The sequence below is a fragment of the Paucibacter sp. B51 genome (assembly GCF_027863535.1).
Taxonomy (GTDB): domain Bacteria; phylum Pseudomonadota; class Gammaproteobacteria; order Burkholderiales; family Burkholderiaceae_C; genus Paucibacter_A; species Paucibacter_A aquatilis.
Genome location: NZ_JAPIVN010000001.1, coordinates 1 through 26664, shown reverse-complemented (window position 1 = coordinate 26664; position 26664 = coordinate 1). Strand labels below are relative to the sequence as shown.

Annotated in this window: 17 protein-coding genes, 4 tRNA genes and 6 rRNA genes; 21 read left to right on the top strand and 6 right to left on the bottom strand. The window is 60.2% G+C overall.

The genetic code is table 11. The annotated features are described in order from the left end of the window. The first annotated feature begins 5 nt into the window (after positions 1 to 5). The 5 genes from OOB33_RS00135 to OOB33_RS00115 all read left to right on the top strand — a co-directional run bounded on the left by OOB33_RS00135 (position 6) and on the right by OOB33_RS00115 (position 3567). Entirely contained in the window at positions 6 to 332 is a 327-nt protein-coding gene (locus OOB33_RS00135; protein WP_102769424.1) for a (2Fe-2S) ferredoxin domain-containing protein, read from the top strand. 18 nt (positions 333 to 350) lie between these two features. Next, on the top strand, positions 351 to 989 hold the full coding sequence (locus tag OOB33_RS00130; protein ID WP_102769425.1) for an alpha/beta hydrolase: 639 nt from the start codon (positions 351 to 353) through the stop codon (positions 987 to 989). 61 nt (positions 990 to 1050) lie between these two features. Continuing rightward, positions 1051 to 2253: a D-alanyl-D-alanine carboxypeptidase family protein gene (locus OOB33_RS00125; RefSeq protein WP_271007184.1), complete on the top strand. Its 1203-nt coding sequence runs from the start codon at positions 1051 to 1053 to the stop codon at positions 2251 to 2253. A gap of 82 nt (positions 2254 to 2335) precedes the next feature. After that, positions 2336 to 3211, top strand: coding sequence for a D-amino acid aminotransferase (locus OOB33_RS00120; RefSeq protein ID WP_102769427.1), 876 nt, complete (start codon positions 2336 to 2338; stop codon positions 3209 to 3211). Between the two features lie 53 nt (positions 3212 to 3264). Then, a complete protein-coding gene (locus OOB33_RS00115) occupies positions 3265 to 3567 on the top strand; it encodes a DUF493 family protein (RefSeq protein ID WP_263520865.1) in 303 nt (100 codons plus the stop codon). 12 nt (positions 3568 to 3579) lie between these two features. Here the strand turns inward: OOB33_RS00115 and OOB33_RS00110 are convergent, their stop codons facing one another. Further along, positions 3580 to 4278 carry a tetratricopeptide repeat protein gene (locus tag OOB33_RS00110; protein WP_271007183.1) on the bottom strand — a complete coding sequence of 233 codons (699 nt, stop codon included), beginning with the start codon at positions 4276 to 4278 and terminating at the stop codon, positions 3580 to 3582. 79 nt (positions 4279 to 4357) lie between these two features. On the opposite strand from OOB33_RS00110, the gene lipB reads away from it, so the two are divergent. Then, positions 4358 to 5026: a lipoyl(octanoyl) transferase LipB gene (gene lipB / locus OOB33_RS00105; RefSeq protein ID WP_102769430.1), complete on the top strand. Its 669-nt coding sequence runs from the start codon at positions 4358 to 4360 to the stop codon at positions 5024 to 5026. A gap of 15 nt (positions 5027 to 5041) precedes the next feature. Further along, positions 5042 to 6049, top strand: coding sequence for a lipoyl synthase (gene lipA / locus OOB33_RS00100; protein WP_102769431.1), 1008 nt, complete (start codon positions 5042 to 5044; stop codon positions 6047 to 6049). Positions 6050 to 6079: 30 nt separating this feature from the next. Here lipA and OOB33_RS00095 read toward each other — a convergent pair whose 3' ends face one another. The 4 genes from OOB33_RS00095 to OOB33_RS00080 form a co-directional block, all read right to left on the bottom strand. Beyond that, positions 6080 to 6904 carry a substrate-binding periplasmic protein gene (locus tag OOB33_RS00095; RefSeq protein WP_271007182.1) on the bottom strand — a complete coding sequence of 275 codons (825 nt, stop codon included), beginning with the start codon at positions 6902 to 6904 and terminating at the stop codon, positions 6080 to 6082. Positions 6905 to 6923: 19 nt separating this feature from the next. Continuing rightward, on the bottom strand, positions 6924 to 7445 hold the full coding sequence (locus tag OOB33_RS00090) for a TlpA family protein disulfide reductase (protein ID WP_271007181.1): 522 nt from the start codon (positions 7443 to 7445) through the stop codon (positions 6924 to 6926). 36 nt (positions 7446 to 7481) lie between these two features. Then, the gene (locus OOB33_RS00085; protein ID WP_271007180.1) at positions 7482 to 8651 is read right to left on the bottom strand and encodes a hypothetical protein; all 1170 of its coding nucleotides are present in this window, start codon (positions 8649 to 8651) and stop codon (positions 7482 to 7484) included. Positions 8652 to 8924: 273 nt separating this feature from the next. Beyond that, positions 8925 to 10142 carry a CaiB/BaiF CoA transferase family protein gene (locus OOB33_RS00080; RefSeq protein WP_271009994.1) on the bottom strand — a complete coding sequence of 406 codons (1218 nt, stop codon included), beginning with the start codon at positions 10140 to 10142 and terminating at the stop codon, positions 8925 to 8927. Positions 10143 to 10286: 144 nt separating this feature from the next. On the opposite strand from OOB33_RS00080, the gene OOB33_RS00075 reads away from it, so the two are divergent. The 3 genes from OOB33_RS00075 (at position 10287) to OOB33_RS00065 (ending at position 11675) form a co-directional block, all read left to right on the top strand. Continuing rightward, positions 10287 to 10847 (top strand): hypothetical protein, encoded by a 561-nt coding sequence (locus OOB33_RS00075; protein ID WP_271007179.1) that lies wholly within the window; start codon positions 10287 to 10289, stop codon positions 10845 to 10847. 94 nt (positions 10848 to 10941) lie between these two features. Then, positions 10942 to 11337 carry a PTS sugar transporter subunit IIA gene (locus OOB33_RS00070; RefSeq protein ID WP_102769437.1) on the top strand — a complete coding sequence of 132 codons (396 nt, stop codon included), beginning with the start codon at positions 10942 to 10944 and terminating at the stop codon, positions 11335 to 11337. Positions 11338 to 11405: 68 nt separating this feature from the next. Further along, positions 11406 to 11675, top strand: a complete 270-nt coding sequence (locus OOB33_RS00065; RefSeq protein WP_102769438.1) for an HPr family phosphocarrier protein — start codon at positions 11406 to 11408, stop codon at positions 11673 to 11675. A gap of 18 nt (positions 11676 to 11693) precedes the next feature. On the opposite strand, the gene OOB33_RS00060 is transcribed toward OOB33_RS00065, so the two are convergent. Next, entirely contained in the window at positions 11694 to 12551 is an 858-nt protein-coding gene (locus tag OOB33_RS00060) for a GNAT family N-acetyltransferase (RefSeq protein ID WP_271007178.1), read from the bottom strand. 125 nt (positions 12552 to 12676) lie between these two features. Between OOB33_RS00060 and ptsP the strand changes: the two genes are divergently transcribed. The 11 genes from ptsP to rrf (OOB33_RS00005) all read left to right on the top strand — a co-directional run bounded on the left by ptsP (position 12677) and on the right by rrf (OOB33_RS00005) (position 26460). Next, the gene (ptsP, locus tag OOB33_RS00055) at positions 12677 to 14461 is read left to right on the top strand and encodes a phosphoenolpyruvate--protein phosphotransferase (protein WP_271007177.1); all 1785 of its coding nucleotides are present in this window, start codon (positions 12677 to 12679) and stop codon (positions 14459 to 14461) included. A 653-nt stretch (positions 14462 to 15114) separates the two neighbouring features. After that, positions 15115 to 16638, top strand: a 16S ribosomal RNA gene (locus OOB33_RS00050). A gap of 182 nt (positions 16639 to 16820) precedes the next feature. After that, positions 16821 to 16897: transfer RNA gene (locus tag OOB33_RS00045), tRNA-Ile, on the top strand. Between the two features lie 18 nt (positions 16898 to 16915). Continuing rightward, a tRNA-Ala gene (locus tag OOB33_RS00040) sits at positions 16916 to 16991 on the top strand. Between the two features lie 345 nt (positions 16992 to 17336). Further along, a 23S ribosomal RNA gene (locus OOB33_RS00035) occupies positions 17337 to 20216 on the top strand. Positions 20217 to 20455: 239 nt separating this feature from the next. Beyond that, positions 20456 to 20568, top strand: a 5S ribosomal RNA gene (gene rrf / locus OOB33_RS00030). Positions 20569 to 21053: 485 nt separating this feature from the next. Next, positions 21054 to 22577 (top strand): 16S ribosomal RNA (locus tag OOB33_RS00025). 182 nt (positions 22578 to 22759) lie between these two features. Then, positions 22760 to 22835 (top strand) — tRNA-Ile (locus OOB33_RS00020). A gap of 18 nt (positions 22836 to 22853) precedes the next feature. Beyond that, positions 22854 to 22929 (top strand) — tRNA-Ala (locus tag OOB33_RS00015). A gap of 344 nt (positions 22930 to 23273) precedes the next feature. Beyond that, positions 23274 to 26108, top strand: a 23S ribosomal RNA gene (locus OOB33_RS00010). Positions 26109 to 26347: 239 nt separating this feature from the next. After that, positions 26348 to 26460 (top strand): 5S ribosomal RNA (gene rrf, locus OOB33_RS00005). Together the 16S, 23S and 5S rRNA genes with 4 tRNA genes alongside form the textbook arrangement of a ribosomal RNA operon. Positions 26461 to 26664: the final 204 nt, after the last annotated feature.

Below are 26664 nucleotides of genomic sequence, written 5' to 3'. Positions count from 1 at the left end.
GCGGCATGAGCTATTTCGAGCGCCACATCTTCTTCTGCCTGAACCACCGCGAAAACGGTGACAACAGCTGTGCTCAGCATGGCGCTCAGGCGGGCTTCGACCACTGCAAGGCGCGGGTGCGCGAACTGGGCCTGGGCGGCCAGGGCGGCGTGCGCGTCAACAAGGCCGGTTGCCTGGACCGCTGCGCCGGTGGCCCGGTGGCGGTGGTCTATCCCGAGGCCGTCTGGTACACCTACGTCGACCAGACCGACATCGACGAGATCGTCGACAAGCACCTCAAGGGTGGCGAAGTGGTTGAGCGCCTGGTGCTGCCCGACAGCGTCGGCCGCTGACGCCACCACGGTTTCGCGATGAATTCCCTAACCGAAAAGCGCCTGGTGCCGGGCCCGGCCGGCGCCATCGAATGCGCCATCGACCGGCCCGCCAGCGGCCATGCCGATCTGCCCATGCCGCCCACGCGCGGCCTGGCCCTGGTCTGCCACCCCAACCCGACCCAGGGCGGCACCATGGACAACAAGGTGGTGCAGACCCTGGCGCGCGCCTTTGTGCAGCTGGGCTACCGCGTGGCCCGCTTCAACTTCCGCGGCATCGGCAAGTCCGAAGGCGGCTGGGACGAGGGTCGCGGCGAGATCGACGATGCCCTGGCCGTGCTGGCCGCTCTGCGCGAGCCGGGCGAGCCTCTGGTGCTGGCCGGTTTTTCCTTTGGCGGCTATGTGGCCTCGCAAGCCGCGCTGCGCCTGCCCGAAGACCAGCGCGCCGAACGGCTGGCGCTGGTGGGCCCGGCGACCAGCCGCTTCGACACCGCGCCCGTGCCGCCCGAGACCCTGGTCATCCACGGCGAGGTGGACGATGTCGTGCCCCTGAGCTCGGTGCTGGACTGGGCGCGGCCGCAGTCGCTGCCGGTGGTGGTGGTGCCGGGCGTCGGCCATTTCTTTCACGGCCAGCTGCCCCTGCTGCGCAATCTGGTCGTGCGCAACTGGCGCGCTTGAGCACGCCTGCCCCTGTTTTCCTGCCTGGACTCGCCTGAACCCGAGTCGAAAGAACCCCGTGATGAATCGTTATTCGCTCCCCCTCGCTATCTCTCTGGCCGCGGCTTCGGCCCTGGTCTCGCCCGTGGTGCTGGCTCAGGCGCCGGCCGCTGCCAGCCAGGCCCAAGCGGCATCGCAGATGCCCGGCCCCGAGATTGCCGCGCGCAGCTATCTGCTGCTGGACATGAGCGCCAACCGCGTGCTGTCCGAGCGCGATGCCGACACGCCCAATGACCCCGCCTCGCTGACCAAGCTGATGACGGCTTATGTGGTGTTTGGTGCCCTGCGCGACAAGCGCCTGACCCTGGAGCAGGCCTTGCCCGTCTCTACCCGCGCCTGGGACGAGCGCAAGGGCGACCCCTCGCTGATGTTCATCAACACGACCATGACGCCCAAGGTCGACGAGTTGCTGCGCGGCATGATCATCCAGAGCGGCAACGACGCGTCCGTGGCCCTGGCCGAAGGCGTGGCCGGCACGGTCGAGCAGTTCGTGGCCTTGATGAACCGCCAAGCCCAGGCCTGGGGCTTGAAAAACACGCAGTTCAAGAACGTGACCGGCATGACCGAGCCTGGCCACAAGAGCAGCGCGCGCGATCTGTCGATCATCGCCTCCAACCTGATCCGCGACTTCCCCGAGTACTACGGCTACTACTCGCAGCGCGAGTTCACCTTCAACAAGATCCGCCAGGAAAACCGCAATCTGCTGCTGCGCCGCGACCCCAGCGTCGACGGCATGAAGACCGGCTACACCGAAGCCGCGGGCTATTGCCTGGTCTCCAGCGCCCAGCGCGAGTTCCCCAATGGCAAGCGCCGCCTGCTCAGCGTGGTCATGGGCACGGCCTCCAAGGAAGCGCGTGCGACGGAGAGCCAGAAGCTCCTGAACTGGGGCTATTCGGCCTTTGACGCCGTGCGCCTGTTTGACAAGAACGCCGCCATCAGCACCGTGCCGGTCTGGAAGGGCGCCAGCCCGCAGGCCAAGCTGGGCGCGGCGGGTGCGGTGTTCGTGGCCGTGCCGCGTGGCGACGGCGCCAAGCTGCAGACGCAGATCGAGCGCACCGATCCGCTGGTCGCACCGCTGAGCAAGGGCCAACGCGTGGGCACGCTCAAGGTCAGCACGGCCGGCGGCGTGCCGGTGGCCGAGGTGCCCCTGGTGGTGCTGGAGGAGGTGCCGCTGGCCGGCATCTTCGGTCGCGCCTGGGACGCCATGCGTTTGTGGATCAAGTGATCTCCTGAGCCTGGCCCGCGCGCCGCGGGCGTAAGCTTGGGGCTGACGAGAACGCTGTTTTTTGGAGCCGGAGGCCCGCCCCATGCTTGCTTTGCCTGATGTCCGTTGCTACCTGAACGGCGCGTTTCAGCCCTTGGCCGAGGCCAAGATCTCGGTCATGGACCGAGGCTTCATCTTCGGCGATGGGGTCTACGAGGTGCTGCCGGTCTACGAGCGCCGCCTGTTCCGCTTTGACTCGCACATGGAGCGGCTGGAGCGCAACCTGGCCAAGCTGCGCATCACCAGCCCGCTGCTGCGCGCGCAGTGGCTGGAGCTGGCGCGTGAGCTGGTGCGCGGCGTGGCTGCGGACGAGCAGCTGATCTACCTGCAAGTGACGCGCGGCGTCGCGCCGCGCAACCACGCCATGCCCGAGGGCGCCGTGCCCACGGTGTTTGCCTACAGCATGGCCTCCAAGCCGATGTCGGCCGAAGAGCGGCACCGCGGCGTGGCCTGCATCAGCGCGCGTGATTTCCGCTGGCAGCGCGGTGACATCAAGAGCATCTCCCTGCTGGGCAATGTGCTGGCCCGGCAGATCTCGGCCGACGAGGGCGCGGCCGAGACGATTCTGCTGCGCGACGGTTTCCTGACTGAGGGCGCCTCCTCCAATGTCTGGATCGTCAAGGAGGGCGCTTTGCTGGGCCCGCCGCGCAGCGAGGACCTGCTCGAAGGCATCCGTGTCGAGCTGCTGCGCGAGCTCTGCGAAGAGTGCGGCATCGGCTACAACCTGCGGCCCATCTCCGAGGCCGAGCTGTTTGCGGCCGACGAGATCATCCTCAGCTCGGCCGGCAAGGAAGTGCTGGCCGTGACCCGCCTGGACCACCAGCCGGTGGGCCATGGCGCCCTGCATGGCAAGCCCGGCCCGGTCTACGCCCGGCTCTACGAGGCCTACCAGCGCGCCAAGCCCTTGCAATCGATCTGAAACGACGCATCTGCGTCCCTTGATCCGAATCTTTTGATTGTTGAAGAAGCACCATGAGCCAATTCCCTCCCATGCAGCCGCCGCCGGACATCCCGCCCGAGCAGTCGCTGATCACCTACCCCTCGCACTTCCCAATCAAGGTCATGGGCGCCAAGGTCGAGGGTTATGTGGAGGCCATCGTGAAGGTGGCCCAGGCTTTCGACCCGGACTTCGACGCCGCCACCGTGGAGCAGCGCCCCAGCAAGGCCGGCAACTACCTGGGCCTGACCATCACCGTGCGCGTGACCAGCCGCGAACAACTCGACGAGCTGTATCGCACGCTGACGACTCACCCCATGGTCAAGGTCGTGCTCTGAGCAAGCTGGGGCTTAGTTTCCCAACTGCGCGTCGATCGCCTTGATCTTGTAGGGCGCACCTTCGTCGCCATTGCGCGCTGCGATGTCGTACCAATAGCGCGCCAGGCGCAGGTCGGCCGGCACGCCATACCCGCTCTCGTACATCGAGCCCAAGAGGTACTGAGCTCCTACATCCCCGGCCTTGGCCGCCTCGCGGTACCAGTGCGCAGCCTGCTCCGGGTCCGCCGGCGTGCCTCGGCCGAGGTAGATGGCCGTGGCCAGGGCGACCTGGGCCTCGCTGCTGCCGCGTTTGGCGGCGCGCAGATTCCATTCCTTGGCCTTGGCCAGGTCCGGCTTGCCCAGCAGGCCTTGCTCGTAGAGCTGGGCCAGGGCCAGCTCGGCGCGCACCAGGCCGCCTGCTGCCGCTCGCTTCAGCAGGCGCTCGGCTCGGCGCGCGCTGGGCTTGGGTAGCTCTTCGCGCAAATGCATCATGGCCAGGTTGTAGTCGGCCAGGGGCAGGGGGCGAGCCTGGGCCGACAGCGCGGTGAATGCGCGCGCGGCAGTCTTCAGCTCGCCGGCTTCGTAGGCTTGAACGGCACGCTCCAAGGGGGTGGGCGGAGTCTCGGGCGCTGGGGTTTCCTGGGCATGCAGCGCGGCGCTGCTGCTCAAGGCGAGCAAGGCCGCCGTCCAGACGGTTTTCTTCCAAAGAGAGAAAGTGTGTATCGGCTGCATCGGTGAAAGCTTCCGTTTCGGAAAGGGCCAGACGGTAGCCGATTTCCCGCCGCCCTGCAGGCTTGGCTACCATGTCGCCATGATTGTGAAAAACCTGGGCCGGGTCGACTACGCCGAGACGGTCGACGCCATGCGGGCCTTCAGCGAACAGCGCGGGCCCGAGGCCGAAGACGAGCTCTGGCTCTGCGAGCATCCCCCCACCTACACCCAAGGCCTGGCCGGCAAGGCCGACCATGTGCTGGCCCCCGCCGGCATCCCGGTGGTGCAGACCAACCGCGGCGGCCAGGTGACCTACCACGGCCCCGGCCAGGTGGTTGCCTACCCGCTGGTAAACCTGCAGCGCCTGGGCATCTATGTGCGTGAGTTTGTGTTCCGCCTGGAAACGGCGGTGATCCAGACGCTGGACAGCTACGGCGTCACCGGTCACCGCGTGGCCGGCGCGCCGGGCATTTACGTGCGCCTGGACGACCCGTTTGCCCATGCGGCGCTGACCGGCCCGGCGCCGGCCGACGACCCCTTCCGCGGCCTGGGCAAGGTGGCGGCCCTGGGCATCAAGGTCACGCGCCACTGCACTTACCACGGTGTGGCCCTCAACGTGGCCATGGACCTGCAACCCTTCTCGGGCATCAACCCCTGTGGCTATGCGGGGCTGCGCACGGTGGACCTCGTTACACTTGGGGTTTTTGCGGATTGGCCCGAAGTGGCCCAACGCTTCGGGGAACGGCTGCAAGCCCAGCTGGAGCGTTGACGAAACGAGGCTGGCATGGCGACCGAGAACATCACTCACGAAGCAAAGACAGGCGAGGCGTACGACGCCACGGCCAAGCAGAAATCCCAGGCCAAGACGGCGCGCATCCCGATCAAGATCGTGCCCGCCGAGACGCTGAAAAAGCCCGACTGGATTCGCGTCAAGGCCGGTTCGCCCAGCACCCGTTTCTACGAAATCAAGCAGATCCTGCGCGAGCAAAAGCTGCACACGGTTTGCGAAGAAGCCTCCTGCCCCAATATCGGTGAATGCTTCGGCAAGGGCACGGCTACCTTCATGATCATGGGTGACAAGTGCACCCGCCGCTGCCCCTTCTGCGATGTCGGCCACGGCCGCCCCGATCCGCTCGATGTGAACGAGCCCGAGAACCTGGCCAAGACCATCGCCGCGCTCAAGCTCAAGTATGTGGTGATCACCAGCGTGGACCGCGATGACCTGCGTGACGGCGGCGCCGGCCACTTTGCCGAGTGCATCCGCAAGGTGCGCGAACTCAGCCCCTCGACCCAGATCGAAGTGCTGGTGCCCGATTTCCGCGGCCGCATGGACCGTGCGCTGGACATCCTCAAGGCCGCACCGCCGGACGTGATGAACCACAACCTCGAAACCGCGCCGCGCCTCTACAAGGAAGCGCGCCCGGGTTCGGACTACGAGTTCAGCCTCAACCTGCTCAAGCGCTTCAAGGAAGAAGTGCCGGGCGTGCCCACCAAGAGCGGCATCATGGTGGGCCTGGGCGAGACGGATGAGGAGATCCTCCAGGTCATGCGCGATATGCGCGCCCACCACATCGACATGCTGACCATCGGCCAGTACCTCGCTCCTTCCGGTCACCACCTGCCGGTGCGCCGCTATGTGCACCCGGATACCTTCAAGATGTTCGAGGAAGAGGCCTACAAGATGGGTTTCACCCACGCCGCCGTGGGCGCCATGGTGCGCAGCAGCTACCACGCCGACCAGCAGGCGCATGGCGTGCTGGCCGCCGGCGCGGAAGCCCCGGCCGCGTCCTGAACGTGGCCTGTCGTCGGGTCGGCGCCGCGCTCAACGGTAGCGGACCCGGCGCCTGAACTCGTCGACCAGGCGCTGGTAGCTGCCGTCTTTGCGCATCTGCGCCAGGCCCTGGCTGAACTGCTGGGCCAGGCGTTCGCCCTGCGGGTGCTGCTTGGAAAACGCGACCCAGAAGCCATCCATGGAGATCAGCCCGGTGCGGCGCAGCTGGCCACGGAACTCGGGCGTGTTGTCGATGCGCAGCCAGGCCGGCGTGCGGTTCAAGAGGATGTAGTCCACGCGTTTGCTCAAGAGCATGCGGATCAGGGCGGCATCCGAGACGGCGCTGAACTTCTGGATGCGCGCGTCGTGCATGAACTCGCTGGGATAGGTGTAGCCATTGGTGTAGGCCACCCGCTTGCCGCGCAGATCGGACAAGCGCATCTCGGGGCTTTTGTCATCGGCCCGGCCGAAGATGGACAGCTCTTCTTCGAACATGGCCGGCTGGTGCCAGACGTAGTCGTTGCGGTTGTCGTCGGTGATGGTGGCGTTGAAACAGCCCGCGACTTGACCAGTCTTGGCGTAAAGCATGCACCTCGAAAAGGGCACGGTGACGATCTGCACCTGCACACCCTGCGTGGCCAGGGCCGCGCGGATCAGGTCGACGCTGAAGCCGACCGGTGGGCGCTGCGTGTCGGCGCCGGGCTTCTCGGCGGCGCTGTAGGGCGGCCAATCGTCCTCGCCGGCCAGGACCAAGGGCGCCGCGGGCTTGGTGCCCGGGCCGTCTTCAGCCCAGACCTGGTGCTGCGTGCCGAGCGCAAACGCCGCGAGCAGGGCGCAGAGGCAGCGCCTGTGGGTGGTTGGCCGCGTCCTCGACATGCAAGCGCTCGCGCGGGCCTCAGGCCGATTCGGCCAGCAGCTTTTCGACCAGGGCGTGCAGGGCCGCGAAATCCGGTTCGCCGACATAGCGCTTGACCACCTCGCCGCGCTTGTTGATCAGCAGCGTGGTCGGCGTCAGCTGCACGCGGCCGAAGCTTTGGGCGATCTGGCCGGTGTTGTCGATGGCCACGCCGAAGGGCAGCTGCCGGCTTTCGGCGAACTTGGCAACAAAGGCCGGCGGGTCGTAGCTCATGGCCACCGCCAGGGTGTCGAAGCCACGGCCTTTGAACTTTTCGTGCGTGGCGACGATCTGCGGCATTTCCTTGACGCAGGTGGTGCAGCTGGTGGCCCAGAAATTGACCAGCATGACCTGGCCCCGCCACTGGCTGGAATCGGCCTTCTTGCCGTCCAGCAGCACATAGTCCACCCGCGGCACGGTTTCGCGGGCACCCAGGCTCTGGTAGGCCAGGTAGGCACCGCCGGCCAGGGCCAGGGCCAGCAAGGCGGGGGCGAGCAGGCGGGAGGTCTTCGATGTCGTCATGGCCTGGAGTTTAGAGCCTGCGCCGTGGCGCTGCCTTCACAGGCCTTTGGACAGTTCGAACAGCAGCACCGAAGGCAGGGCGTCGTTGAGATGCTGGCGCGAGATGCGGGCCAGGCCGTCGGGGGTGGCGGTGGAGAGCTGGGTCTTGTGCGCCTCGTCCAGCACTTCCACAAAGCTGAAGTCCTGCACTTCACGCATGGCCTCGGCGTAAAGACGGTCGAACTCGGGCCCGCGCAGGCGGGCTTCGAAGACGATGCCATGCGGCAGGCCTTCGGAACAGAACTGGGCGGCCTCCTCCATGCTGCCGACCACATCGATGATCAGGCCCATGTGCTGCATGGCCGCCTGCAGCTGGCTGCGCAGCTCGCGGCGCTGGGCGATCACCAGCACATGGCTGCCGGCCAGGGGTTTGGAATTGCTGGAGGGCGGATAGTCCTGCGAGCTCTCGCCTTCGCTGGGTGCGTCGAGCGCGCGCTCGGTGGCGGCCAGGCCATTGGCCTCGTCGCCGACGATGTGGGGGAACTCCAGCGTCAGCACCGTGATGCCGGCTTCGTCCTCGCGCAGCGGCAGCACGCCCAGGGTGATGGCCGTCTGTTCGACCAGGCGCCAGGCCAGGGAGTTCAGGGTGGCCGGGGTTTCAGCGGCGCGCGGGTCATCCAGCAGGTCCAGCGAGCGATGGGCAAAGCGGCAGACCAGGCGGGCCTTGGCCGGCCAGGGCGTCAGGTCCAGGCGCAGGTCGATGGAGCTGTGCGTGCTGGCCAAGGCCCAGTCCATCAAGGCATTGAGCAGAGCGAACAGCAAGGAGCCATCGGTCATCACCTCGATGGGCTTGAGCACCTGGCGCACCTGGATGCCACGTGCCTGGGTCTCGCGGCTGCGTTGGGCCAGCACGCTGCGCAGCACCTGGGTCAGGTGCATTTTTTCGCGCGACAGGTGCAGGCGCCCGGAGGCCAGTCGGGCCAGCTGCTGGCCGACCATGCCGGCCTCGCGCGCCTGGCTGACGCTTTCACGCAGGGCACGCAGGCTTTGCCGGTCGATCTGTCCGGTGCTGACCAGCTTGTGGATGCGCTCCAGCGCGGAGCTCAGCGGCCCGGCGATCTCGGCGCCCAGCTGCTGCACGATCTCGGCCCACTGCGCATGGCTCGGCTCGCCAGCGACATCGTTCGCAGCGTTGGCGTTGGCAGAAGGTGGGAGCGGGGTGCGCATGACAGGGGCGGGGGCGGGGGCGGTGGGATGTGCTGCTGAAGCAGGGCGTGGAGTTTCTTGTGTTTATCGGCCTGGGAAGCGTTCGAGAGGGCGTTTCCCGCAGCGGTCGCCATGGTCATGGTGAAGCGGTGCAGCGTCCATCCCCCGATCCGGGGGCAAACCCGAGTGGCAGGCCGGCTGGCGGCATTTCGGTGAACTCTGCACGCTGAAGCTGGGGATTTGCATGCAGATACCGCTGATTTGAGGGGCTAGGGTGAAGCGCCTGCTGCCGCTTCAGGCCACCGCGCCGCTGGCGAGCAGGGCCTCGATCTCGGCCTCGCTGCAGCCGGCTTCGCTCAGGATCTCGCGGGTGTGCTGGCCTAGCAGCGGTGGCGCGTGCCGGTAGCTCACCGGGGTCAGCGAGAGCTTGATCGGGTTGGCCACCACGCGCAGCTCGTCGCTGAGCGGGTGGGCCAGGGGCACGACGGTGCCGCGCGCCTGCACCTGCGGGTCGGCAAAGGTCTCGGCCAGGTTGTTGATCGGGCCGCAAGGCACTTTGGCGGCCTCCAGGGCGCGCAGCCAGTGGTCGCGCGCTTGGGTGAGCAGCGCCGCCTCGATCAGCGGCACCAGCTCGGCGCGGTGGCGCACGCGCGCGTTGTTGCGGGCAAAGCGCGGATCCAGCGCCCATTCGCTGTGGCCGGCGATTTCGCAGAACTTGGCGAACTGCGCGTCGTTGCCCACGGCCAGAATCAGGTGGCCGTCGCTGGCCGCGAAGACCTGGTAGGGCACGATATTGGCGTGGGCATTGCCCAGGCGGCCGGGCGCGCGGCCGGTGCACAGGAAGTTGGCGCCGACATTGGCCAGCATGGCCACCTGGGTGTCCAGCAGGGCCATGTCGATGATTTGGCCGCGCCCGGTGGCTTCGGCATGGCGCAGGGCCGCCAGCACGGCCACGGTGGCGTAGAGCCCGGTGAACAGGTCGGCCACCGCCACGCCCACTTTTTGCGGGCCGCCGCCGGGCTTGTCGTCGCGCTCGCCGGTGATGCTCATCAGCCCACCCATGCCTTGGATGGCGTAGTCGTAGCCCGCCCGGTCGCGGTAGGGCCCGGTCTGGCCGAAGCCGGTGATGGAGCAGACCACCAGGCGCGGGTTGGCCTCTTGCAGGCTTTGCGCATCGAGGCCGAAGCGGGCCAGATCCCCGACCTTGAAGTTCTCCACCAGCACATCGGCTTGCTGTGCCAGGCGCCGGATCAAGGCCTGACCCTCGGCGCAGGCGATGTCGATGGCGATCGAGCGCTTGTTGCGGTTGGCGCCCAAGTAGTAGGCTGCTTCCGAGGTGTCTTGGCCTTGCGCGTCTTTCAAATAGGGCGGGCCCCAGGCGCGGGTGTCGTCACCGCTGCCGGGGCGCTCGACCTTGATCACATCGGCGCCGAGGTCGGCCAGGGTCTGGGTGCACCAGGGGCCGGCCAGCACGCGCGACAGGTCCAGCACGCGCACGCCGGCCAGGGCCATGGGCGGGAGCAGGGAGGCGAGGTGCGGGGCCTGCGGAGTGGAGACCGTGTCCGCGCCCGGCATCGAGGAGGAATTCGTCTGCGATGGATTCATGCGAATCATTGTGCGTGCTGGCGCTGCGTGCCGGGCTCCGATAATGCCCGGATGACATCGCCTCGCCCGTTCCGCCGCCGCCCCGCGTTTTCGCGCTGGGCTTGTGTTTTCCTGGTGCCGGCTTCGCTGGCGGCCTGTTCGCCAGGGCTGGACTGGCGCGAGGTGCGACCGGCCGATTCGGGCCTCTTGCTCATGTTCCCCTGCAAGCCCGAAGTCCACAGCCGCCCGGCCACGGCCAGTGAGCCGGTGCGCATGGGCATGGCGCAGTGCAAGGCCGACGGCATCACCTTTTCGGTCTCCTGGGCCGAGGTGCGCGACCCGGCGCTGGTCACGCCGGCCATGCGGCAGATGCGTGAGTCGGTGATGAGCAAGCTGGGTGCTGCAGAGGCCGGCGCGCCGCAAGCCCTTCAGGTGCCCGGCATGACGCCCAGCCCGGAGGCCGTGCAGTTGCATCTGCGCAGCCCGGCTCGCCCCGGTGAGGCGGGCGCGAGCGAGGTCGACCTGGCCCTGTTCACCCGCGGCCTCTGGGTCTACCAGGTGTTGATGCTGGCACCCAAGCGCCAGCCGGCGGCTTGGGAAGGCTTCATCAACGCGATGAAGCTGGAGACTTGAGCTTCGGTATGGATGAAAAAGACCGCTTCTTGCCGTGTGCGGCAGAGCGGGTTTCAGCCGGCCAGCGGCTGAGCTGCATTGATAATGGGATGCCATGTCCGGACTGCTCTTGATCGCTCACGCCCCGCTTGCCTCTGCCCTGAAAGCCGTGGCGGAGCACACCTTTCCGGATTGCGCCCGGCAATTGCAGGTCTTGGACGTGACGCCCGAGATGTCCGCCGAGGCGGTGGAGAGCGCGGCACGCGCCTTGCTGCTGGCTGGCGGCCATGCCGAGAACCTGGTGCTGACCGATGTGTTCGGCGCCACGCCCAGCAACGCGGCCTTGCGCTTGCGCAGCGCCACGGTGCAGGTGATCAGCGGGGTCAATGTGCCGATGTTGTGGCGCTCGCTGTGCTACGCCGGCCAACCGCTGGCCAGTTTGGCCGAGCGGGCCAGTGGGGGCGGGCAGTCGGGCATTGTTCTGTCCGAGACCCCGGGTGCTGCGCCCTGATTCGCAGGGCGCTCGCGTATCGATGGATGCCGACGGTGAATCGTCTTTCTTTGGAGTCCTGAGTTTCAATGATCAAGTCCACGCTCACCATCAGCAACAAACTGGGCTTGCACGCCCGCGCCTCGGCCAAGCTGACCAAGCTGGCGGGCAGTTTTCAGTGCGAGGTCTTCATGAGTCGCAACAGCCGGCGCGTCAATGCCAAGAGCATCATGGGCGTCATGATGCTGGCGGCTGGACTGGGCTCCCAGGTTGAGCTGGAAACCGATGGCGTCGATGAGCAAGCGGCTCAGGACGCCATCACGGCCTTGGTCAACGACAAGTTCGGCGAGGGCCAGTGAGCCCCGCCCGGGCGGCCCTCACTGGCCGCCCATGAAGTGCCGGCGGTAGCGCGAGGGCAGGTCGGCCAGGCGCATCATCATCGGCAGGTCGGCGGTGTTGAAGTCGGGATCCCAGGCCGGTGCGCCCAGGATGCGGGCGCCGCAGCGCAGATAGCCCTTGATCAGCGGCGGCGCTTCCACCACCAGATCGTGGCGCAGTTCTTCCACCGGCAGCGGCAGGCGAGGGCGCACCTGCCACTCGATGCTGGCCAGATGGCTTTGCTCCAGCTGCTTCCATAGGCTGGCCGCGAAATGGCCGCCGTCGCGCATGCTGACGCTGGCGCAGCCGATCATGGTGTCCAGCTTGTTTCGCATCATGAATTCCGCCAGCGCGCCCCAGAGCGCCATGATGGCGCCGCCCGAGCGGTGATCCGGGTGGATGCAGGAGCGGCCCAGTTCCACCATTTGCTCGCGCAGGCCGCGCAGGCGGGTCAGGTCGAACTCGGTCTCGCTGTACCAGCCGCCGGCTTGCTTGGCGGCGGCCGGAGTCAGCACGCGGTAGGTGCCAATCACCTGGCCGACGCGGCCATGGGCGTCGACTTCGCGCACCAGCAGGTGTTCGCAAAACGCATCGAAAGTGTCGATGTCGTGACGGGCCGGTGCGCCGGGCGGCACGCTCAGGCGGGCGCCCATCTCTTCCGCGAAGACCTGGTAGCGCAGGCGCTGGGCTTCGCGCACATCGTCTTCATGCCGAGCCCAGCTGACGTCCAGACGCGCGGGTGCCGCGGCAGCCGGCGCCGGGCGCAGCGCCGCGGGCGGAGTCATGCCGGGGCGGCGCTCGGTCTTCAGGGCGCGCAGATCGGAGAAGGGCAGCGTGGGCAGCGGAAGATCCCTCATTGGTGGCCTCGAGCGGTTCGTTGTTGGCCTCGCCATGCTCGGCGGCCGCAATGACGGGGCCGTGACGCTGGAATGACGTCTCGATGACGCCAGTCTTGAGCCATCGGCGCTGCTAAAGTCGGCGCATGAGCTTCCAGGTCTTTGGTATCCCTGTTTCGCGCGGCGTGGCCATCGGCCGGGCGGTGCTGGTGGCGTCCAGCCGGGTCGATGTGGCGCATTACTTCATTGCCGAGGCGCAGATCGAATCGGAAATCCAGCGCGCACTGCGGGCCCGCGATGTGGTGGCCGCCGAGCTGGAGGCCCTCAAACAAGACCTGCCGGGCGATGCACCGCACGAGCTGGCCGCTTTGCTCGATGTCCATTTGATGCTGCTGCACGACGACGCGCTGACCGGTGCCACCAAGCAGTGGATCATCGAGCGCCACTACAACGCCGAATGGGCGCTGTCTGCCCAGCTGGAAGTGCTGGCCCGGCAGTTCGATGAGATGGAAGACGATTACCTGCGGGAGCGCAAAGCCGACCTGGAGCAGGTGGTCGAGCGGGTACTCAGCGCCCTGGCGCGCGAGCAAGGCCATGCGCCGGTCGATGCTGCCAGTGTGGTGCAGCGTGATTTCGCTGGCGAAGACCCGCTGTTGCTGGTGGCGGCCGATATTGCACCGGCGGACATGATGCAGTTCAAGCGCAGCGTGTTCCACGGCTTCATCACCGACATCGGTGGCAAGACCTCGCACACCGCCATCGTGGCGCGCAGCATGGACATCCCGGCGGTCGTGGGCACACGCGAGGCCTCGCGCCTGATCCGCCACGACGATTGGGTCATCATCGACGGCGATGCTGGTGCGGTGATCGTCAACCCCTCGCCCATCATGCTGGAGGAGTACCGCTTCCGTCAGCGCCAGAGCGAGCTGGAGCGCGCCCGCCTGACCCGTTTGCGCCACACGCCGGCGGTGACGCTGGACGGCGAGCGGGTCGAGTTGCACGCCAATATTGAGCTGCCGGCGGATGCAGCCGGGGCCATCGAATCCGGTGCCACGGGCGTGGGCCTGTTCCGCAGCGAGTTCTTGTTCATGAATCGCGGCGGTGAGCTGCCGAGCGAGGAAGAGCAGTTCATCGCCTACAAGGCAGCGGTCGAGGCCATGCGCGGCATGCCGGTGACGATCCGCACGGTGGATGTGGGGGCGGACAAGCCGCTCGATCGCATGAGTGCCAGCGAGCTGCGTCACGAGCATGTGCTCAACCCGGCCATGGGTTTGCGCGCCATCCGTTGGAGCTTGGCCGAGCCCAGCATGTTCCGCCAGCAGCTGCGTGCGATCTATCGCGCCAGTGCTTTTGGCAAGGTTCGCCTCTTGATTCCCATGGTGGCGCATCTCGGCGAGGTGCGGCAGATCCTGGAATCGGTCAAGAAGGTGCAGCAGCAGCTGACCGACGCCGGCCAGGCCTTCACGAAAGTGGATCTGGGGGTGATGGTGGAGATTCCCGCGGCGGCCGTGATGCTGCCGCTGATCCTGCGTCATGTCGATTTCGTTTCGGTTGGAACCAATGACTTGATTCAGTACACCCTGGCCATTGACCGCGCCGACGAGGCCGTCGCCCATCTGTATGACCCCTGGCATCCGGCGGTGTTGCAGCTGTTGTCGCGCTCCATCGCGGAATCGGTCGCCGCCGGCAAGTCTGTGAGCGTCTGCGGGGAAATGGCCGGGGACCCGGTCTTCACGGACCTGCTGCTGGCCATGGGGCTGCGCAGTTTTTCCATGCACCCGTCGCAGATCCCGTCGGTCAAGCAGCGCATCTTGCGCGCAGATGCCGCCCGCCTGGCTCGCGTGTTGCCGCAAGTCTTGGCCAGCGAAGATCCTCAGCGCGAGGCGCAGGCGGTGTTCGCTTCGCACAAGGGTACGCACAGCCTGCAGTGATGGCTGGCCGGCGGGCATCGGGCGCGAGCAGCGCTTGATGTATCCGTGTTGACCGCGCCCGCAGCGGCATGTGAGCGAGCAAAGCGTTTGGATTCAGGCGGGCCACCTCACGGCTTTGTCGGGTTGAGTGCCGCCCTCGATCCGTCCTTGATCCTGTGTGACGATCCGGTGACCTCTGGATCGCCATGAAACTTTTGAGCGAAAGTCTTGCTGAGTCAAAAATTCCTGTGCTACAGTAGAGGGCTTCGCTGCACAGAAACGAAACACTTCTTCGGAAGTCAGCGAGTGGCTCGAAAGAGTTGCTTGAGTATCTGGGTGGCGAGGATCGAAGCTATTCGATGTGATTTGAGATTCAAAACAAATCTTGCAGAAATGCTTGACGAGTAGAAAGAAAATCAGTCATAATCTCGCTTCTGTGCTGTTGACGAGCTGCAAAGCAGTCGACGGACGCAAGACTCGATGCGAGTCGGTCTTGTCAAGATGAGCTTGGCTCTCTTGGTTCTTTAAAAATTAACAGCCGATAAGCGTGGGCGTTTGAAGGTGAGTTTTGATGCTCGGTGACGAGTATCAAGTCTCTTAGACTTTAAACGCTCACGGAAATTAGATGGAATCATGTAAATGGTTTTGTCGATTCCGTTGAGTAAATCAAGATCGAACTGTAGAGTTTGATCCTGGCTCAGATTGAACGCTGGCGGCATGCCTTACACATGCAAGTCGAACGGTAACAGGTTAAGCTGACGAGTGGCGAACGGGTGAGTAATGTATCGGAACGTGCCCAGTCGTGGGGGATAACTACTCGAAAGAGTGGCTAATACCGCATACGACCTGAGGGTGAAAGCGGGGGACCGTAAGGCCTCGCGCGATTGGAGCGGCCGATATCAGATTAGCTAGTTGGTGGGGTAAAAGCCCACCAAGGCGACGATCTGTAGCTGGTCTGAGAGGACGACCAGCCACACTGGGACTGAGACACGGCCCAGACTCCTACGGGAGGCAGCAGTGGGGAATTTTGGACAATGGACGCAAGTCTGATCCAGCCATGCCGCGTGCGGGAAGAAGGCCTTCGGGTTGTAAACCGCTTTTGTCAGGGAAGAAACGAGTTTCTCTAATACAGAGACTTAATGACGGTACCTGAAGAATAAGCACCGGCTAACTACGTGCCAGCAGCCGCGGTAATACGTAGGGTGCAAGCGTTAATCGGAATTACTGGGCGTAAAGCGTGCGCAGGCGGTTATGCAAGACAGAGGTGAAATCCCCGGGCTCAACCTGGGAACTGCCTTTGTGACTGCATAGCTAGAGTACGGCAGAGGGGGATGGAATTCCGCGTGTAGCAGTGAAATGCGTAGATATGCGGAGGAACACCGATGGCGAAGGCAATCCCCTGGGCCTGTACTGACGCTCATGCACGAAAGCGTGGGGAGCAAACAGGATTAGATACCCTGGTAGTCCACGCCCTAAACGATGTCAACTGGTTGTTGGGAGGGTTTCTTCTCAGTAACGTAGCTAACGCGTGAAGTTGACCGCCTGGGGAGTACGGCCGCAAGGTTGAAACTCAAAGGAATTGACGGGGACCCGCACAAGCGGTGGATGATGTGGTTTAATTCGATGCAACGCGAAAAACCTTACCTACCCTTGACATGCCAGGAATCCTGCAGAGATGTGGGAGTGCTCGAAAGAGAACCTGGACACAGGTGCTGCATGGCCGTCGTCAGCTCGTGTCGTGAGATGTTGGGTTAAGTCCCGCAACGAGCGCAACCCTTGTCATTAGTTGCTACGAAAGGGCACTCTAATGAGACTGCCGGTGACAAACCGGAGGAAGGTGGGGATGACGTCAGGTCATCATGGCCCTTATGGGTAGGGCTACACACGTCATACAATGGCCGGTACAGAGGGCTGCCAACCCGCGAGGGGGAGCTAATCCCAGAAAACCGGTCGTAGTCCGGATCGTAGTCTGCAACTCGACTGCGTGAAGTCGGAATCGCTAGTAATCGCGGATCAGCTTGCCGCGGTGAATACGTTCCCGGGTCTTGTACACACCGCCCGTCACACCATGGGAGCGGGTTCTGCCAGAAGTAGTTAGCCTAACCGCAAGGGGGGCGATTACCACGGCAGGGTTCGTGACTGGGGTGAAGTCGTAACAAGGTAGCCGTATCGGAAGGTGCGGCTGGATCACCTCCTTTCTAGAAAATGGTCGAGCAGTTGTTTGCTGCGTGCAGCAGATGACCAGCGAGATCCACATGACTCATTTTTAAGCGCCCACACTTATCGGCTGTGAATACAACATCAGAGTAATAGCGTGAGCCTGCCGAGCTGGCCTCAACAGGCGAGCGTTACTGAGAGGCAGTGCACGCAAGAAACGCGTGGGTCTGTAGCTCAGTCGGTTAGAGCACCGTCTTGATAAGGCGGGGGTCGCTGGTTCGAATCCAGCCAGACCCACCACGGATTTGAAGAGATCCCGGGGGATTAGCTCAGCTGGGAGAGCACCTGCTTTGCAAGCAGGGGGTCGTCGGTTCGATCCCGTCATCCTCCACCAATTTACTCTGAAGGCATGGTTGACAAACCAAAGCATCCGTTGCGCGAAGGCGTGAGCGGTTGTTCTGGTTTGTCAGTCATAAGGCTCGAAAGAGTCGGCTGTTGTTCTTTAACAATTTGTAGAGTCGAATCAGCGCTGCTAGCGGAAAGCGCCATCTCGTAAAGGGGGTGAGCGTACCGTGCCGCTAGTAGCTTTTGATTGCGTCAAACACAAGACTTCAACTGAGCAAGAAATTGTTTAGATATGAAGAACGGCGTAACGCGTGAATACTCAATAAACGTATGGAGCTGAGAGGCTCTGTACGAGTCCTTGACGACAGTGCAGTCAGCGCTGTCAAAGTTATAGGGTCAAGTGACTAAGTGCATGTGGTGGATGCCTTGGCGATTACAGGCGACGAAGGACGTGATAGCCTGCGATAAGCTTCGGGGAGCTGGCAAATTAGCTTTGATCCGGAGATTTCCGAATGGGGAAACCCACCCCGCGAGGGGTAACTCTGACTGAATACATAGGTCATTGTGGCGAACCGGGTGAACTGAAACATCTCAGTAGCTCGAGGAAAAGACATCAACCGAGATTCCGAAAGTAGCGGCGAGCGAAATTGGAGTAGCCTTTACGTTTTAGCATCGTGTATATCAGAACGGAATGGAAAGTCCGGCCATAGCGGGTGATAGCCCCGTATGAGAAATGCTGCGGTGTGGAACTAAGCGTAAGACAAGTAGGGCGGGACACGAGAAATCCTGTCTGAATATGGGGGGACCATCCTCCAAGGCTAAATACTCGTAATCGACCGATAGTGAACTAGTACCGTGAGGGAAAGGCGAAAAGAACCCCGGGAGGGGAGTGAAATAGATCCTGAAACCGCATGCATACAAAAAGTAGGAGCCCGCAAGGGTGACTGCGTACCTTTTGTATAATGGGTCAGCGACTTACATTCAGTGGCGAGGTTAACCGAATAGGGAAGCCGTAGAGAAATCGAGTCCGAATAGGGCGAATTAGTCGCTGGGTGTAGACCCGAAACCAAGTGATCTATCCATGGCCAGGATGAAGGTACCGTAACAGGTGCTGGAGGTCCGAACCGACTAATGTTGCAAAATTAGCGGATGAGCTGTGGATAGGGGTGAAAGGCTAAACAAACTTGGAAATAGCTGGTTCTCTCCGAAAACTATTTAGGTAGTGCCTCAAGTATTACCATCGGGGTAGAGCACTGTTATGGCTAGGGGGTCATGGCGACTTACCAAACCATTGCAAACTCCGAATACCGATGAGTACAGCTTGGGAGACAGAGCACCGGGTGCTAACGTCCGGACTCAAGAGGGAAACAACCCAGACCGCCAGCTAAGGTCCCCAAAATTGGCTAAGTGGGAAACGAAGTGGGAAGGCTAAAACAGTCAGGATGTTGGCTTAGAAGCAGCCATCATTTAAAGAAAGCGTAATAGCTCACTGATCGAGTCGTCCTGCGCGGAAGATGTAACGGGGCTAAGCCAGTTACCGAAGCTGCGGATGTGCAATTTATTGCACGTGGTAGGAGAGCGTTCTGTAAGCCTGTGAAGGTGGGTTGTGAAGCCTGCTGGAGGTATCAGAAGTGCGAATGCTGACATGAGTAGCGTTAAAGGGGGTGAAAAGCCCCCTCGCCGAAAGCGCAAGGTTTCCTACGCAACGTTCATCGGCGTAGGGTGAGTCGGCCCCTAAGGCGAGGCAGAGATGCGTAGCTGATGGGAAACAGGTAAATATTCCTGTACCGATCAATAGTGCGATGTGGGGACGGAGAAGGTTAGCTCAGCCAACTGTTGGAATAGTTGGTTCAAGCGTGTAGTCGTGCTCTTTAGGCAAATCCGGAGAGCTTAGATGAGGCGTGATAACGAGTCTGCTTGCAGACGAAGTGAGTGATACCCTGCTTCCAGGAAAAGCCACTAAGCTTCAGCTATTGACGACCGTACCGCAAACCGACACTGGTGCGCGAGATGAGTATTCTAAGGCGCTTGAGAGAACTCTGGAGAAGGAACTCGGCAAATTGACACCGTAACTTCGGAAGAAGGTGTGCCTCTAGTATGTGTAGAGATTTACTCTCGAAGCAGAATGGGGCCGCAGAGAATCGGTGGCTGCAACTGTTTATTAAAAACACAGCACTCTGCAAAGACGAAAGTCGACGTATAGGGTGTGACTCCTGCCCGGTGCTGGAAGATTAAATGATGGGGTGCAAGCTCTTGACTGAAGTCCCAGTAAACGGCGGCCGTAACTATAACGGTCCTAAGGTAGCGAAATTCCTTGTCGGGTAAGTTCCGACCTGCACGAATGGAGTAATGATGGCCACACTGTCTCCTCCAGAGACTCAGCGAAGTTGAAATGTTTGTGATGATGCAATCTCCCCGCGGAAAGACGGAAAGACCCCATGAACCTTTACTGTAGCTTTACATTGGACTTTGAACAGATCTGTGTAGGATAGGTGGGAGGCTTTGAAGTGAGGACGCTAGTTCTCATGGAGCCAACGTTGAAATACCACCCTGGTGTGTTTGAGGTTCTAACCTTGGTCCCTTATCGGGATTGGGGACAGTGTATGGTGGGCAGTTTGACTGGGGCGGTCTCCTCCCAAAGTGTAACGGAGGAGTTCGAAGGTACGCTAAATACGGTCGGAAATCGTGTTGATAGTGCATTGGCATAAGCGTGCTTGACTGCGAGACTGACAAGTCGAGCAGGTACGAAAGTAGGACAAAGTGATCCGGTGGTTCTGTATGGAAGGGCCATCGCTCAACGGATAAAAGGTACTCTGGGGATAACAGGCTGATACCGCCCAAGAGTTCATATCGACGGCGGTGTTTGGCACCTCGATGTCGGCTCATCTCATCCTGGGGCTGTAGCCGGTCCCAAGGGTATGGCTGTTCGCCATTTAAAGAGGTACGTGAGCTGGGTTTAAAACGTCGTGAGACAGTTTGGTCCCTATCTTCCGTGGGCGCTGCAAGATTGAGAGAGCCTGCTCCTAGTACGAGAGGACCGGAGTGGACGCACCTCTGGTGTATCGGTTGTCACGCCAGTGGCATCGCCGAGTAGCTAAGTGCGGAAGAGATAACCGCTGAAAGCATCTAAGCGGGAAACTCGTCTCAAGATGAGTCTTGCCGGGGCCTTGAGCCCCTGAAGGGTCGTTCGAGACCAGGACGTTGATAGGCTGGGTGTGGAAGCGCAGTAATGCGTTAAGCTAACCAGTACTAATTGCCCGTGAGGCTTGACCCTATAACTTTGACAGTTCAGGCGATGGAAACATCAGCCGGTCTGATCAAGGATTATTGAGGACACAAGTTATACCGTTCTTCAGAAGTCAGATCATTCAACGAAATGATCCAACGTGTGAACGCAATCAAAACCAGCTGATTCGAAGTGCAATACATGACAAACTCATGTATACTGCGCAGCTCTACAAATTGGGCCTGTTGAAAATCTCTGACGAGACTTCAGCAAGCCAACCAGTTAAGCCTGATGACCATAGCGAGGCGGTCCCACTCCTTCCCATCCCGAACAGGACAGTGAAATGCCTCAGCGCCGATGATAGTGCGGGTTCCCGTGTGAAAGTAGGTCATCGTCAGGCTAATATCTATGCAAAACGCCCGGTCACATGGCCGGGCGTTTCTGTCTCTGAGTGTGGGTCTGCTAAGGCAGGTCGGGCACTCGGTCCCTAGATGCAAGCGAAGTCTGCCTGGTGTGTGGCAGCGTTTGCATCTGTGGATCCCGCCAGGCTAGGCCTGATGGTAAGCAGAGCAGAAGTTGCAGGCTGATGAAAATCGCATGCAATAGGTGTTGACGATAGTAAAAACATCAGTCATAATCTCGCTTCTGTGCTGTTGACGAGCTGCAAAGCAGTCGACGGACGCAAGACTCGATGCGAGTCGGTCTTGTCAAGATGAGCTTGGCTCTCTTGGTTCTTTAAAAATTAACAGCCGATAAGCGTGGGCGTTTGAAGGTGAGTTTTGATGCTCGGTGACGAGTATCAAGTCTCTTAGACTTTAAACGCTCACGGAAATTAGATGGAATCATGTAAATGGTTTTGTCGATTCCGTTGAGTAAATCAAGATCGAACTGTAGAGTTTGATCCTGGCTCAGATTGAACGCTGGCGGCATGCCTTACACATGCAAGTCGAACGGTAACAGGTTAAGCTGACGAGTGGCGAACGGGTGAGTAATGTATCGGAACGTGCCCAGTCGTGGGGGATAACTACTCGAAAGAGTGGCTAATACCGCATACGACCTGAGGGTGAAAGCGGGGGACCGTAAGGCCTCGCGCGATTGGAGCGGCCGATATCAGATTAGCTAGTTGGTGGGGTAAAAGCCCACCAAGGCGACGATCTGTAGCTGGTCTGAGAGGACGACCAGCCACACTGGGACTGAGACACGGCCCAGACTCCTACGGGAGGCAGCAGTGGGGAATTTTGGACAATGGACGCAAGTCTGATCCAGCCATGCCGCGTGCGGGAAGAAGGCCTTCGGGTTGTAAACCGCTTTTGTCAGGGAAGAAACGAGTTTCTCTAATACAGAGACTTAATGACGGTACCTGAAGAATAAGCACCGGCTAACTACGTGCCAGCAGCCGCGGTAATACGTAGGGTGCAAGCGTTAATCGGAATTACTGGGCGTAAAGCGTGCGCAGGCGGTTATGCAAGACAGAGGTGAAATCCCCGGGCTCAACCTGGGAACTGCCTTTGTGACTGCATAGCTAGAGTACGGCAGAGGGGGATGGAATTCCGCGTGTAGCAGTGAAATGCGTAGATATGCGGAGGAACACCGATGGCGAAGGCAATCCCCTGGGCCTGTACTGACGCTCATGCACGAAAGCGTGGGGAGCAAACAGGATTAGATACCCTGGTAGTCCACGCCCTAAACGATGTCAACTGGTTGTTGGGAGGGTTTCTTCTCAGTAACGTAGCTAACGCGTGAAGTTGACCGCCTGGGGAGTACGGCCGCAAGGTTGAAACTCAAAGGAATTGACGGGGACCCGCACAAGCGGTGGATGATGTGGTTTAATTCGATGCAACGCGAAAAACCTTACCTACCCTTGACATGCCAGGAATCCTGCAGAGATGTGGGAGTGCTCGAAAGAGAACCTGGACACAGGTGCTGCATGGCCGTCGTCAGCTCGTGTCGTGAGATGTTGGGTTAAGTCCCGCAACGAGCGCAACCCTTGTCATTAGTTGCTACGAAAGGGCACTCTAATGAGACTGCCGGTGACAAACCGGAGGAAGGTGGGGATGACGTCAGGTCATCATGGCCCTTATGGGTAGGGCTACACACGTCATACAATGGCCGGTACAGAGGGCTGCCAACCCGCGAGGGGGAGCTAATCCCAGAAAACCGGTCGTAGTCCGGATCGTAGTCTGCAACTCGACTGCGTGAAGTCGGAATCGCTAGTAATCGCGGATCAGCTTGCCGCGGTGAATACGTTCCCGGGTCTTGTACACACCGCCCGTCACACCATGGGAGCGGGTTCTGCCAGAAGTAGTTAGCCTAACCGCAAGGGGGGCGATTACCACGGCAGGGTTCGTGACTGGGGTGAAGTCGTAACAAGGTAGCCGTATCGGAAGGTGCGGCTGGATCACCTCCTTTCTAGAAAATGGTCGAGCAGTTGTTTGCTGCGTGCAGCAGATGACCAGCGAGATCCACATGACTCATTTTTAAGCGCCCACACTTATCGGCTGTGAATACAACATCAGAGTAATAGCGTGAGCCTGCCGAGCTGGCCTCAACAGGCGAGCGTTACTGAGAGGCAGTGCACGCAAGAAACGCGTGGGTCTGTAGCTCAGTCGGTTAGAGCACCGTCTTGATAAGGCGGGGTCGCTGGTTCGAATCCAGCCAGACCCACCACGGATTTGAAGAGATCCCGGGGGATTAGCTCAGCTGGGAGAGCACCTGCTTTGCAAGCAGGGGGTCGTCGGTTCGATCCCGTCATCCTCCACCAATTTACTCTGAAGGCATGGTTGACAAACCAAAGCATCCGTTGCGCGAAGGCGTGAGCGGTTGTTCTGGTTTGTCAGTCATAAGGCTCGAAAGAGTCGGCTGTTGTTCTTTAACAATTTGTAGAGTCGAATCAGCGCTGCTAGCGGAAAGCGCCATCTCGTAAAGGGGTGAGCGTACCGTGCCGCTAGTAGCTTTTGATTGCGTCAAACACAAGACTTCAACTGAGCAAGAAATTGTTTAGATATGAAGAACGGCGTAACGCGTGAATACTCAATAAACGTATGGAGCTGAGAGGCTCTGTACGAGTCCTTGACGACAGTGCAGTCAGCGCTGTCAAAGTTATAGGGTCAAGTGACTAAGTGCATGTGGTGGATGCCTTGGCGATTACAGGCGACGAAGGACGTGATAGCCTGCGATAAGCTTCGGGGAGCTGGCAAATTAGCTTTGATCCGGAGATTTCCGAATGGGGCCCCGCGAGGGGTAACTCTGACTGAATACATAGGTCATTGTGGCGAACCGGGTGAACTGAAACATCTCAGTAGCTCGAGGAAAAAGACATCAACCGAGATTCCGAAAGTAGCGGCGAGCGAAATTGGAGTAGCCTTTACGTTTTAGCATCGTGTATATCAGAACGGAATGGAAAGTCCGGCCATAGCGGGTGATAGCCCCGTATGAGAATGCTGCGGTGTGGAACTAAGCGTAAGACAAGTAGGGCGGGACACGAGAAATCCTGTCTGAATATGGGGGGACCATCCTCCAAGGCTAAATACTCGTAATCGACCGATAGTGAACTAGTACCGTGAGGGAAAGGCGAAAAGAACCCCGGGAGGGGAGTGAAATAGATCCTGAAACCGCATGCATACAAAAAGTAGGAGCCCGCAAGGGTGACTGCGTACCTTTTTGTATAATGGGTCAGCGACTTACATTCAGTGGCGAGGTTAACCGAATAGGGAAGCCGTAGAGAAATCGAGTCCGAATAGGGCGAATTAGTCGCTGGGTGTAGACCCGAAACCAAGTGATCTATCCATGGCCAGGATGAAGGTACCGTAACAGGTGCTGGAGGTCCGAACCGACTAATGTTGCAAAATTAGCGGATGAGCTGTGGATAGGGGTGAAAGGCTAAACAAACTTGGAAATAGCTGGTTCTCTCCGAAAACTATTTAGGTAGTGCCTCAAGTATTACCATCGGGGTAGAGCACTGTTATGGCTAGGGGGTCATGGCGACTTACCAAACCATTGCAAACTCCGAATACCGATGAGTACAGCTTGGGAGACAGAGCACCGGGTGCTAACGTCCGGACTCAAGAGGGAAACAACCCAGACCGCCAGCTAAGGTCCCCAAAATTGGCTAAGTGGGAAACGAAGTGGGAAGGCTAAAACAGTCAGGATGTTGGCTTAGAAGCAGCCATCATTTAAAGAAAGCGTAATAGCTCACTGATCGAGTCGTCCTGCGCGGAAGATGTAACGGGGCTAAGCCAGTTACCGAAGCTGCGGATGTGCAATTTATTGCACGTGGTAGGAGAGCGTTCTGTAAGCCTGTGAAGGTGGGTTGTGAAGCCTGCTGGAGGTATCAGAAGTGCGAATGCTGACATGAGTAGCGTTAAAGGGAAAGCCCCCTCGCCGAAAGCGCAAGGTTTCCTACGCAACGTTCATCGGCGTAGGGTGAGTCCCCTAAGGCGAGGCAGAGATGCGTAGCTGATGGGAAACAGGTAAATATTCCTGTACCGATCAATAGTGCGATGTGGGGACGGAGAAGGTTAGCTCAGCCAACTGTTGGAATAGTTGGTTCAAGCGTGTAGTCGTGCTCTTTAGGCAAATCCGGAGAGCTTAGATGAGGCGTGATAACGAGTCTGCTTGCAGACGAAGTGAGTGATACCCTGCTTCCAGGAAAAGCCACTAAGCTTCAGCTATTGACGACCGTACCGCAAACCGACACTGGTGCGCGAGATGAGTATTCTAAGGCGCTTGAGAGAACTCTGGAGAAGGAACTCGGCAAATTGACACCGTAACTTCGGAAGAAGGTGTGCCTCTAGTATGTGTAGAGATTTACTCTCGAAGCAGAATGGGGCCGCAGAGAATCGGTGGCTGCAACTGTTTATTAAAAACACAGCACTCTGCAAAGACGAAAGTCGACGTATAGGGTGTGACTCCTGCCCAGTGCTGGAAGATTAAATGATGGGGTGCAAGCTCTTGACTGAAGTCCCAGTAAACGGCGGCCGTAACTATAACGGTCCTAAGGTAGCGAAATTCCTTGTCGGGTAAGTTCCGACCTGCACGAATGGAGTAATGATGGCCACACTGTCTCCTCCAGAGACTCAGCGAAGTTGAAATGTTTGTGATGATGCAATCTCCCCGCGGAAAGACGGAAAGACCCCATGAACCTTTACTGTAGCTTTACATTGGACTTTGAACAGATCTGTGTAGGATAGGTGGGAGGCTTTGAAGTGAGGACGCTAGATCTCATGGAGCCAACGTTGAAATACCACCCTGGTGTGTTTGAGGTTCTAACCTTGGTCCCTTATCGGGATTGGGGACAGTGTATGGTGGGCAGTTTGACTGGGGCGGTCTCCTCCCAAAGTGTAACGGAGGAGTTCGAAGGTACGCTAAATACGGTCGGAAATCGTGTTGATAGTGCATTGGCATAAGCGTGCTTGACTGCGAGACTGACAAGTCGAGCAGGTACGAAAGTAGGACAAAGTGATCCGGTGGTTCTGTATGGAAGGGCCATCGCTCAACGGATAAAAGGTACTCTGGGATAACAGGCTGATACCGCCCAAGAGTTCATATCGACGGCGGTGTTTGGCACCTCGATGTCGGCTCATCTCATCCTGGGGCTGTAGCCGGTCCCAAGGGTATGGCTGTTCGCCATTTAAAGAGGTACGTGAGCTGGGTTTAAAACGTCGTGAGACAGTTTGGTCCCTATCTTCCGTGGGCGCTGCAAGATTGAGAGAGCCTGCTCCTAGTACGAGAGGACCGGAGGGGACGCACCTCTGGTGTATCGGTTGTCACGCCAGTGGCATCGCCGAGTAGCTAAGTGCGGAAGAGATAACCGCTGAAAGCATCTAAGCGGGCAACTCGCCCCTGAAGGGTCGTTCGAGACCAGGACGTTGATAGGCTGGGTGTGGAAGCGCAGTAATGCGTTAAGCTAACCAGTACTAATTGCCCGTGAGGCTTGACCCTATAACTTTGACAGTTCAGGCGATGGAAACATCAGCCGGTCTGATCAAGGATTATTGAGGACACAAGTTATACCGTTCTTCAGAAGTCAGATCATTCAACGAAATGATCCAACGTGTGAACGCAATCAAAACCAGCTGATTCGAAGTGCAATACATGACAAACTCATGTATACTGCGCAGCTCTACAAATTGGGCCTGTTGAAAATCTCTGACGAGACTTCAGCAAGCCAACCAGTTAAGCCTGATGACCATAGCGAGGCGGTCCCACTCCTTCCCATCCCGAACAGGACAGTGAAATGCCTCAGCGCCGATGATAGTGCGGGTTCCCGTGTGAAAGTAGGTCATCGTCAGGCTAATATTTAAGCAACGCCCCCGGTTCGAAAGAATCGGGGGCGTTTTGCTTTGTGGAGCCGACGTTGCGTGGTTCAACTTTGCATCGTTTTGGATCTCAGACGCTGGCGAGCCGATGTTCGATGCCCAGCTCAGAAGGATCACGCCGAGCATGGCTCTGAAGGTGTCGAAACCGACTTCAAGGAAACTCTGCAGTTCGGTCAGCC